The sequence below is a fragment of the Nonomuraea sp. NPDC049695 genome, assembly GCF_040674955.1.
Classification (GTDB): Bacteria; Actinomycetota; Actinomycetes; order Streptosporangiales; family Streptosporangiaceae; genus Nonomuraea; species Nonomuraea helvata.
In genome coordinates, this window is record NZ_JBFANV010000177.1 from 1 (window position 1) to 8,170 (window position 8,170).

The window sequence follows — 8,170 nt, forward strand, 5'->3', positions numbered from 1 at the left end:
CCTGGTCCGCGCGGTGGGGGAGCTGGCGGAGCAGTCCTCGCCGCCCGCCGAGGTCGAGGTGGAGGGAGACCTGTCGGAGCTGCCCGCGGCCGTCGCAGGCGGCTTGACTCAGCCACGAGCCCGCTCCGCTGCCGGCCGCGGCCACCCCGAGCGGCGCGAAGATCTTCACGAGCGCGGGCATCGCGACAATCGCCAACACGAACATGATTAAGGCGTAGAGCAGACCGGCGATCTCGGTGGAGTCCCGGAACTGCGCCACGGCCGCGCGGATGATCAGCGACACGACCGGCTTGTAAGCGGCGATGGTCATGATCGCCGTGATGGTCTTGGGCAGCCATGCCCGAGTGGATTCGGTGCCGATGCTGCCAGCGGCCGCGATCGGCAGCATGAGAGCCAGGATCGGGACCGTCGCGTTGCGCAGCCACAACACGATCATCTGGATGATCAGCACGAGGATCAGCAGGGTGGCGAGCTGCATGGTCAGCCACGCGGGCAACCCCGTCGAGGTGATCATCGCGGTGAACTCCCGGTTGATGAGCCCGTTGCGAGCCAGATCACCCAGGATCCACGCCGAGATCAGGTCGGAGAAGCGCATCACCCCGCCGGTCACCGTGATGCCGAGCAGGGAGACGAGCGCGGTGATAACCAGCCCCCGGAACGCTTCCAGCAGCGGCAGCCCCCGCCCCTGGATCATGGTGCGGACCGCCTGCCACATCAGCAGCAGGACGGCGATCATCATCCCGATCGACAGGGTCAGGCCGTACATGCTCATCGCGCCCTGCTGCTCAAGATCGAAGCTGGTCAAGGTCAGCCACATCTGCAGGAAGACCGCCAGCATGGTCTCCACGGCCGCCATGATCAGCGCGGTCAACGGGGTGAGCAGGGTCTTGTCCAGGGCGGCCGCGGCCACCTGGGAGGCACGGTTCCCGACGTTCTGCAGCACGCACTGCGGCAGCAGGATCTGCACACTGTCCGGCGCGCACTGGTCCGGCTGGGCCGAGGTACTGGGCTGGGGAGTCGGCGTCGCGATCGCGCCGACGCTCGCCGAGGTCGCCGACGCGGCGGTGACCCGGTGATCGGTGAAGCCCACCGCGAACGACACCGCCAGCACGAGCGCGAGCACCGGGACGCCGAGCGCGGCACGCCAGGTCATGTCTCAGCTCGCCTTCGCGGGCTTGATGGCCGCCCAGCCGAGCACGTTGAAGTCGCTGGTTCCCAGTTCGGCGTAGCGCAGGGTCGACATCTGGTCAGCAGGGGTGCGCACGGCCAGCCAGTCACCCTCGCGCAGGCTCGGATGCCAGCGCATGTGGACGGTCACCGCGGCCGAGGCGTTGATCAGCGGTTGGTCGCGGCTGGCCAGCAGATCGACGTGGAGGTTGAGGTTGACCACGACGTTGTCGTCGTCGCGCCGGGTCCAGCGCACACCGGTGGGCTGGACAAGGATGCTGGCCTCGGGAGGCAGCGCAGTCTGGGCGCTGGCGCCGATCTGCTGACGGAACCAGGCGACCCCCTGCAGGGCCTCCTCGCGCGTGGCCGCGCGAGCCGCCGGCGCGATGTAGATCTGGACGGCCTTGGTCGCCGCGGCCGCGTCCAGCGTCCAGGATGCCTGGTACAGCGCGGCCGCGGCCCCGGCGGCCCCGGCCGGGGTACGGGGAAACCGCACCGGGTAGCGATCGCCCAGCAGGGCCGAAGCCTCGGGCAGCTGCACCCAGCGGCGCGGGCGTACATAGCCGGGAGGGTCGGCGGCCTCGGTAGCCCCGGCAGGTGTGGCGCTCGGCTGAGGCGGCACGGCAGAAGAGCTGACCTGCGGCCTGGCCTGGGGTGGTGCGGACTCGCGAGACAGTAGGCCCGCTAGCGCGGCCACCACGATGAGAGCCAGGATCCCGGCGCCGATGAAGGCACCGCGCGCGCGGCGTTTGGCGAGCGCGTCCAGTTCGCTTGGAGTGGGCACGTCAGGACCCGACCATGAACATGATGATCGAGGCTGCGCTCATGACGACGGCGATCCCGCCGAAGATCCAGGGGATGCTGGCGGCGCCGTCGGCGGCCAGGTTGCTGCGGTTGCTCTTGCCCGCCATCATCTTGGTGCCCGCGTAGATCATGGACAGCAGAGCGATGGCCAGGGCAATCCACTTGCCGCCACCGACAACCCGCTGAAAGTAGGCCGTCAGCTCCGCTGGTGGAGCCGGCGGAGCATCAGGGAGCTGGAGCCCGCTGCCGGCACCACGGGTCGGGGCCGGTGAGGGGGGCAGGGTGCCGAGTTGGTCGGCGACCACGGTGAGCGCGTCATGCAGCGCCTGTAACAGATGAACGGTCACGAGGTTGGGCCCTTCGAGAGCACCCGCTGCAACGTGCGGGCGGTTCGGGTGACTCGGCCGCCGGCTTCCAGCGCCGCGTGCCGGTCGAGGTGGCGCAGTGCGAACAGGTACGGCACGCGCAGGGTCAGGGCGGTCTCGCCGCTGATGGCGCGCAGCCGGTAGCGGGCCAGCCGGGGCATGGGAAGGGGGGCGTCAGCAACGATGATCAAGGCGGGCCGGGCAAGATGCTCCGGCCAGGAGGCGATCATGCGAGCGGCGTGATCGGCCCCCTCGGCCGTGGCTCTGACCACCAGCGCGGGGTTGTGCTCGGCCGGAACCGCCCCGTCGAACTCAAAGGCGAGCGGGGACGTGCGCCGGTGGTTGAGCAGGTCGACGACCATGCTGGTGCCCGCCCCGCCGTGGGCGCCGATCAGCGTCCACAGCGCTGCGGGGTGTCCGCGTTTCGTTCGCACTCTTGCATCCCTTTAGACCATTCCGCCACATTAGGCTCCTTACACACACATTTACCAGGTGTTGACAGCATTTGGCGACTGGTTGTTGAGGGATGCGCGGCGCAATGCGAATTTTGGTGGCCATCGGCCTGATGCTCGTGCTGTTCGCGGCCTTCATTCCGGTCCTCGTGGTGCTCATGCCCCGCGACTCGCTGGCGGCCTTGACCGGCGAGCCGGTCAGCTCGGGCGACCCTGTCGAGGTCGACGACGTTCCGCCGCAGATGCTGCGGCTGTACGTCGCGGCCGCACGCACTTGCCCGGGGCTGCACTGGTCGGTGCCGGCCGCGGTCGGCAAGATCGAGACGGATCACAACCGCTCCACCCTGCCGGGTGTCAAGAGCGGCACCAACTACGCCGGCGCCGCCGGGCCGATGCAGTTCCTCATCTCCACCTGGGGCGGCACGGCGAAGATCCCGATCCCGTCGACGTTCAACGGCTATGCCGCCGACGGCGACGGGGACGGCTGGGCCGACGTCTACAACCCCGCCGACGCGATCTACGGCGCGGTCAAGTACCTGTGCGCCTCGGGCGCGGCCACCGATGTGCGCGCGGCCTTATACGCCTACAACCACTCCTGGGCCTACGTCGACAAGGTCCTCGAGGTCGCCACCACCTACCGCCAGATGGGCGAGAGCGCGCCGCAGGCCCGCCAGAACCACCCGCCCGAGCAGCAGGGGGGCCCGGACATGCTCACCCCGCGCACCCGCCGCATCCGCGATCTGATCAAAAACCAGTTCGGCGTGCCGTACGGCATCGGCTGCTACCGATCACGCGAGGACGGCGGTGAGCATCCGCGCGGGCGGGCCTGCGATTTCATGCTGTCGCGGGGCGGGGCCATGCCGACGGCCGGCGAATTGGCACGCGGTGACGCGATCGCCGCCTGGGCTCAGGCTCACGCCGACAGCCTGGGCGTCCTGTATGTGATCTACAAGCAGCGGATCTGGAGCTCGAGCATGGCCGCCCAAGGCTGGCGGCCGATGTCAGATCGGGGCTCGATCACTGAGAACCATTGGGATCATGTGCATATCAGTATGCGATGACCTGCCATAACAATGGCCCTGACGTTGAGTCAGGCATAATTGTTGCTTACGGGGTTGTGGTTTTCTATGCTCACCCGATATGCAGGATGATCAGGAACGCGCCGGTCGGCCTCCCTTAGCGGGGCCTGCCGCGCTGACACACCTGTCGGGCCGGCAGCAGCCGATCGCGCCGCCCATCGAGGAGGCCTGGCCACCTCAGGTTCACGATGCCGGTGAGCGCCCTCGCCGCGGCGACGCGCGCGCACCACGCGACGAGGACGAGGACGAGGTGAAGAGCGGCTACCTCGACGAAGCCTCGGCCGATCGGGAGTTCTGGTCCGACGACGAGGACGATGATGACGGCGACGAGGACGCGGAGCCCTGGGCCGATCTCGGCGCCCGGCGCCGCCGTCGCCGGATACCCCTCGCCGTGATGGCGGGGGCCGCCGTCGCCGGGGTGGCACTGCTGGTCGGGATCTGGTCCATGGCCAGCGGCGAAGGTGACCCCGCCGAGCCTACCGCGGGCGCGGCCTCCCCAGTCGGCCAGCCGCTCCTGGAATCCCCGCCGCCGCTTCCCGACGGCGACGGAGAGCCGACCGACCCCATCACCACGGTCAAGCCCAGCCGCAAGCCCAGGGCCGCGCCCACGGTCAAGCCGACCAAACCGGCCGTGGTGGTCAAGACCTCCCCGCCCACGCCCACACCGGTGGTGACACCGACAGGCCAGCCCAGCCCGACCGCCAAGCCCACAGCCAAGTCCACCGTCCGCAAGCCCACCATCGACCCGATCGGGCCCACCGAGGCTCCGCCCCCGCCCACCGACGATCAGGACGACGAGCCGCCGCAGACCGGTCCGACCGAGGCGCCACCTCTGCCCGGCGAGTAACCCATCCCCTTCGACGTTCTGGAGCTCTGAAGCACCTCGTGTCCACCGACGCGTGCCGCGCCCCCGCCATGCCCGCCCCAGCCGCCCGGCCGTGAAGCAGGCGGTGACCCGGATCCGGGCCAACGCCTTCGCCGCGGCGGCTGTCCCCGAGCAGATCCTGCGGCCCGCCCCCGCCGACGCGGCATCCAGCCGGAACTAGGCTCCCGACCGGGCTCTCAGGTCGGGGCCTGGTCAGACCAGGACGGCCAGGAACAGCGCGTCGACGGTATCGACCTCTTCGCCACCGTCGTGCTCCTCGCTCGCCTCGCCGGCTTGCAGCGCCTCGCGGATCATTCGGGAGTCGGCCCGGACGAGCGTGGCCAGCGTGGCGATGGACAGCCCGGCCCGCCGGCAGGCCAGCAGCGCCCGGTTGCGCTCGCGCCGGGCAGCCTCCTCCTGGTCCAGGCATCGGCGGCGCTCAAGAATCAGCCGCTCCCCCCGCGCCCGCTGCTCTGCCGCGCGCTGTTGTGCCTGCCGCCAGGAACGGCTGACCTCAGCCAGTTCCTGCAGCGCCTGCTGGCCCTCCTCCAGAGACACCTCGCCAGCCAGGACCGACAGCTGGCCCCGTACCGTCGCGTGATCCAGATCTGCCCAGGTGGAAATCTCTCCCGTGGTGTATCCGGAGGCGACACACTTGCGGATCAGCAGGTTGCGCCGCTCCTGCCAGCTTTCTTCTTCGTCGCCGGCCTGGCGTCGTACGGCCTGGTGCTCCAGGAGCCGCTGACGCGCCCGGGTACCTTGTTCGCGGGCCTGACGCCAGCGGTCCATGCTCGTCCTCAGCGCCTGAACCTGCTCATCGGCATCACCGACGTCCAGCATCGAGCCAGCATTCGTGATCGTGTAGACCAGGGAGTCGCTCACCTGTGCCGCCGCGGCGATGGTGGCGCCCGCCAGCCCTTCCCGGGCGCAGGCGGCGATGACGCGATCCCGGTCGTCGCGGGCTTGCCGTTCGCTGGCGACGGCTTTGGCCTTGAGCTCGGCGACGAAGATGCTGAGCTGTCGACTGTCGTGGTAGGACGCCTTCGCGCGCCGCCACAAGGCCGCCTGGGCGGTCGCCGCTTCCAGCACCTGCACGGGGTTCAGCGCCGTCGGTGTCAGCGGTGTACGGCGCACCAGCAGGTTGACCGCGTTGCGAGTCAGCGCGGTGGCCGCCGCGAGCTCGGGGGCGCTAATGCCGAGCTCGCGGCCGGCCCGCAGGAGCTGGTTCAGCTCCTGGCGCACCTGTCCGAGAACGGAGTTGCCGCGCGCCTGCGCGGCCTCGGCCAGAGCTTGAAGGTGGGCATAGCGGGTGGCGAGCCGACGGGCGTGACGGCGGCGCGCCCCGGCCTGGCCCAGAGTGTCGAGCAGCTGACGTTGCCCGGCGGTGTGCGCACCAGCGTGCGCATCGGCGTGCGCCAGAGCCGGGCCCGTCGTCCCACCCCGGACGACTCCTGCTTCGCCCCCGAACAGGCCGACGGCCGCGCTGCCGTCAGCCGCTAGGTCGGCCTCGGCGTCTGCGGCGATCGCCGCGGCGGCGGCCCGCAGCTCCAGCAGCTCCTGGCGGTGCTCCTCCAGCGTGGCTTCATACAAGGCGGCGCGAGGAGCGTGCTGTTGCGGCGCGGGCAGATGGATCAGGGTGATCCGGCCGTTGTGCCGCGCGGCGGCGCTGGCCATGGCCCGCATCGAAGGAGCGATGAGCGGGTCACCGATCAGCACGACCTGGGTGTCGCCGTGCAAGGCCAGCACCCGTTCCAGAAACACCCCGCACGCCTGCTCCGGCCCGTCGTCGGCGGTCAGCAGCGCGAAGTCTCGCGCGGCGCCCTTGGTCTGCACCAGCGACATGAGCCGCACCCCGTCACCGACGGCGATGATCTGCAGGAAGTACACCGGGCTGCCCGCGGCGTCGGCTCGGGCGCGGATGCGGCCGAACTCGGTCTCGGCCCAGCCCGGCGCGAGTTCGCACTGCTGGCTGTAGGTCGGCGGGTTGGTGGCGGGCCACAACCGCAGCTGCTGCAACAGGAGCCGCACGTGGTTGGCGGAGATGTCGGTGTTCAGATGCTCTCGCAGATACCAGCGCACCAGGCCGCGGGTCCACAGCGGCCGGGTCAACCCCAGAGTGCGAGGGTCGCTCAGGACAGCCTGACGTAGTTGCTCGCGCCTCTTCGGCGACACCTTGTACGGGGTGCGCCCCTCCGGCGCCGCCTGCGTGGCCCGGGGGTTTCCCTCCGCGGCCAGGGAGCGCCAGTAGTAGAGCGTGCCGCGGGCCAGGCCGTATTCCCTGGCCAGCGCTGCGGGGCGCTCGCCAGCTTGCATCCGCGCGATGGCAGCGCGGCGAATCACCGCCAGAGTCTCGTGGTCCAATGAGCGGCCATCGCCGCCGGCGTCGCGCAGACGCCGCAACGCCTGCGCTAAGGCGGTGTCCGGAGTGTTGTTCACTTCGGTGTCCTTATCTACTGCAGATCGTGCAGCGCAGCACGGAAGTTTCTGGCAAACATCAGATCTCACCATCGGTACAGATGGTAGTCAAGGCGACACTCGAAACGATTGTCACCCTGGTTGACGTGGGGAAATGCGTGTTATGGCACGATTGATGGGCGGTTCTGTCTGACTAAGCGTAAAGGTGTGGGTTTACCTCGGACGGCAGGATTGCCTACGATTGTGATCGTTCGCCGTGCCGGGCTCTGTCTCATATGGGCGAGCACCGGACAATGAGCAGGACCAGGTGCCCGACACCGGTCCGACCGCCGCGCCGCCACCCCCTGGAGGGTGACCCGCTGAGGACGGCTCCCGCTCCCGATCGAACGTGAGGTGATCGTCATGCGCGCTCAACCCGACCCGCTCAACTCGACCCGATCTACCCCGCCTCGCAGTGCCCGGCACGCCCGCCCTTCGGCGAGCCTGCCGTACCGCCCGCCGGACGAGATCCCAACGGAGCAGTTCGCCGCGATCACCTACCCCGCGACCCCCGAAGCGCTCCGCCCCGCCATCGTCCGGGTGCGTGACAGTGCCACGGCGGCCGCGTCCGCTATCGAGCGCATCTTGTATCCCGAGGTCGTAAACGGCGGCTGACATCGCCCGCGCCTGGTCGCACCCACAGCGTTCGCCGCCCCGGGGGCGCCACGCTGAGGCGCGCCGGCCTTTTGTCAGGCCAGTTCCACGGGGAGGCGCAGGGGCTGGTGGGTCAGGCCTTCGGTTGTCCAGGGCACATCTTCCAGCGCAACGGCCGGACGGAGCCCGGGAGCTCGAAGGATCAGTGCGCTCAGAGCCTCTTGCAGTTCCACCCGGGCCAGCGCATGACCCAAGCAGAAGTGCGGGCCGACGCCGAAGGTCAGGTGAGGCCGCGTGATCGCCGTTCTGCTGACCCTGCTGCCGGCCCTGGTCCTGGTTCTGGTCCTGGCCTTGCTGGTCTTGTCCCTGCTGGTTCTGGTCCTGGCCCTG

The 8,170-nt window shown here is 69.7% G+C and carries 9 protein-coding genes; 3 read left to right on the top strand and 6 right to left on the bottom strand.

Annotated elements, in window-relative coordinates; all coding sequences use genetic code 11:
* From AB0J64_RS56135 to AB0J64_RS56150, 4 genes are all read right to left on the bottom strand, one after another.
* On the bottom strand, window positions 1–1,153 hold a 1,153-nt coding region (locus AB0J64_RS56135; protein ID WP_364046655.1), incomplete at its 3' end, for a hypothetical protein.
* Window positions 1,154–1,156: 3 nt separating this feature from the next.
* Entirely contained in the window at window positions 1,157–1,951 is a 795-nt protein-coding gene (locus tag AB0J64_RS56140) for a hypothetical protein (protein WP_364046658.1), read from the bottom strand.
* 1 nt (window position 1,952) lies between these two features.
* Window positions 1,953–2,318, bottom strand: a complete 366-nt coding sequence (locus AB0J64_RS56145; RefSeq protein WP_364046661.1) for a hypothetical protein — start codon at window positions 2,316–2,318, stop codon at window positions 1,953–1,955.
* Window positions 2,315–2,770 carry a hypothetical protein gene (locus AB0J64_RS56150; protein WP_364046664.1) on the bottom strand — a complete coding sequence of 152 codons (456 nt, stop codon included), beginning with the start codon at window positions 2,768–2,770 and terminating at the stop codon, window positions 2,315–2,317. The genes AB0J64_RS56145 and AB0J64_RS56150 overlap by 4 nt, the downstream gene beginning before the upstream one ends.
* Before the next feature lie 116 nt (window positions 2,771–2,886).
* Here AB0J64_RS56150 and AB0J64_RS56155 point away from each other — a divergent pair, with 116 nt between their 5' ends.
* The gene (locus tag AB0J64_RS56155) at window positions 2,887–3,849 is read left to right on the top strand and encodes a lytic transglycosylase domain-containing protein (RefSeq protein WP_364046667.1); all 963 of its coding nucleotides are present in this window, start codon (window positions 2,887–2,889) and stop codon (window positions 3,847–3,849) included.
* Window positions 3,850–3,928: 79 nt separating this feature from the next.
* On the top strand, window positions 3,929–4,714 hold the full coding sequence (locus tag AB0J64_RS56160; protein ID WP_364046670.1) for a hypothetical protein: 786 nt from the start codon (window positions 3,929–3,931) through the stop codon (window positions 4,712–4,714).
* 231 nt (window positions 4,715–4,945) lie between these two features.
* Here the strand turns inward: AB0J64_RS56160 and AB0J64_RS56165 are convergent, their stop codons facing one another.
* Window positions 4,946–7,168, bottom strand: a complete 2,223-nt coding sequence (locus AB0J64_RS56165) for a hypothetical protein (protein WP_364046673.1) — start codon at window positions 7,166–7,168, stop codon at window positions 4,946–4,948.
* Between the two features lie 381 nt (window positions 7,169–7,549).
* Between AB0J64_RS56165 and AB0J64_RS56170 the strand changes: the two genes are divergently transcribed.
* The gene (locus AB0J64_RS56170) at window positions 7,550–7,801 is read left to right on the top strand and encodes a hypothetical protein (RefSeq protein ID WP_364046676.1); all 252 of its coding nucleotides are present in this window, start codon (window positions 7,550–7,552) and stop codon (window positions 7,799–7,801) included.
* Between the two features lie 74 nt (window positions 7,802–7,875).
* Here the strand turns inward: AB0J64_RS56170 and AB0J64_RS56175 are convergent, their stop codons facing one another.
* On the bottom strand, window positions 7,876–8,079 hold the full coding sequence (locus AB0J64_RS56175) for a cytochrome P450 (protein WP_364046679.1): 204 nt from the start codon (window positions 8,077–8,079) through the stop codon (window positions 7,876–7,878).
* Between the last annotated feature and the right edge of the window lie 91 nt (window positions 8,080–8,170).

Coding starts and splice junctions, on each gene's coding strand:
- AB0J64_RS56160 (WP_364046670.1), top strand. CDS start 3,929: ATGCAGGATGATCAGGAACGCGCCGGTCGGCCTCCCTTAGCGGGGCCT.
- AB0J64_RS56170 (WP_364046676.1), top strand. CDS start 7,550: ATGCGCGCTCAACCCGACCCGCTCAACTCGACCCGATCTACCCCGCCT.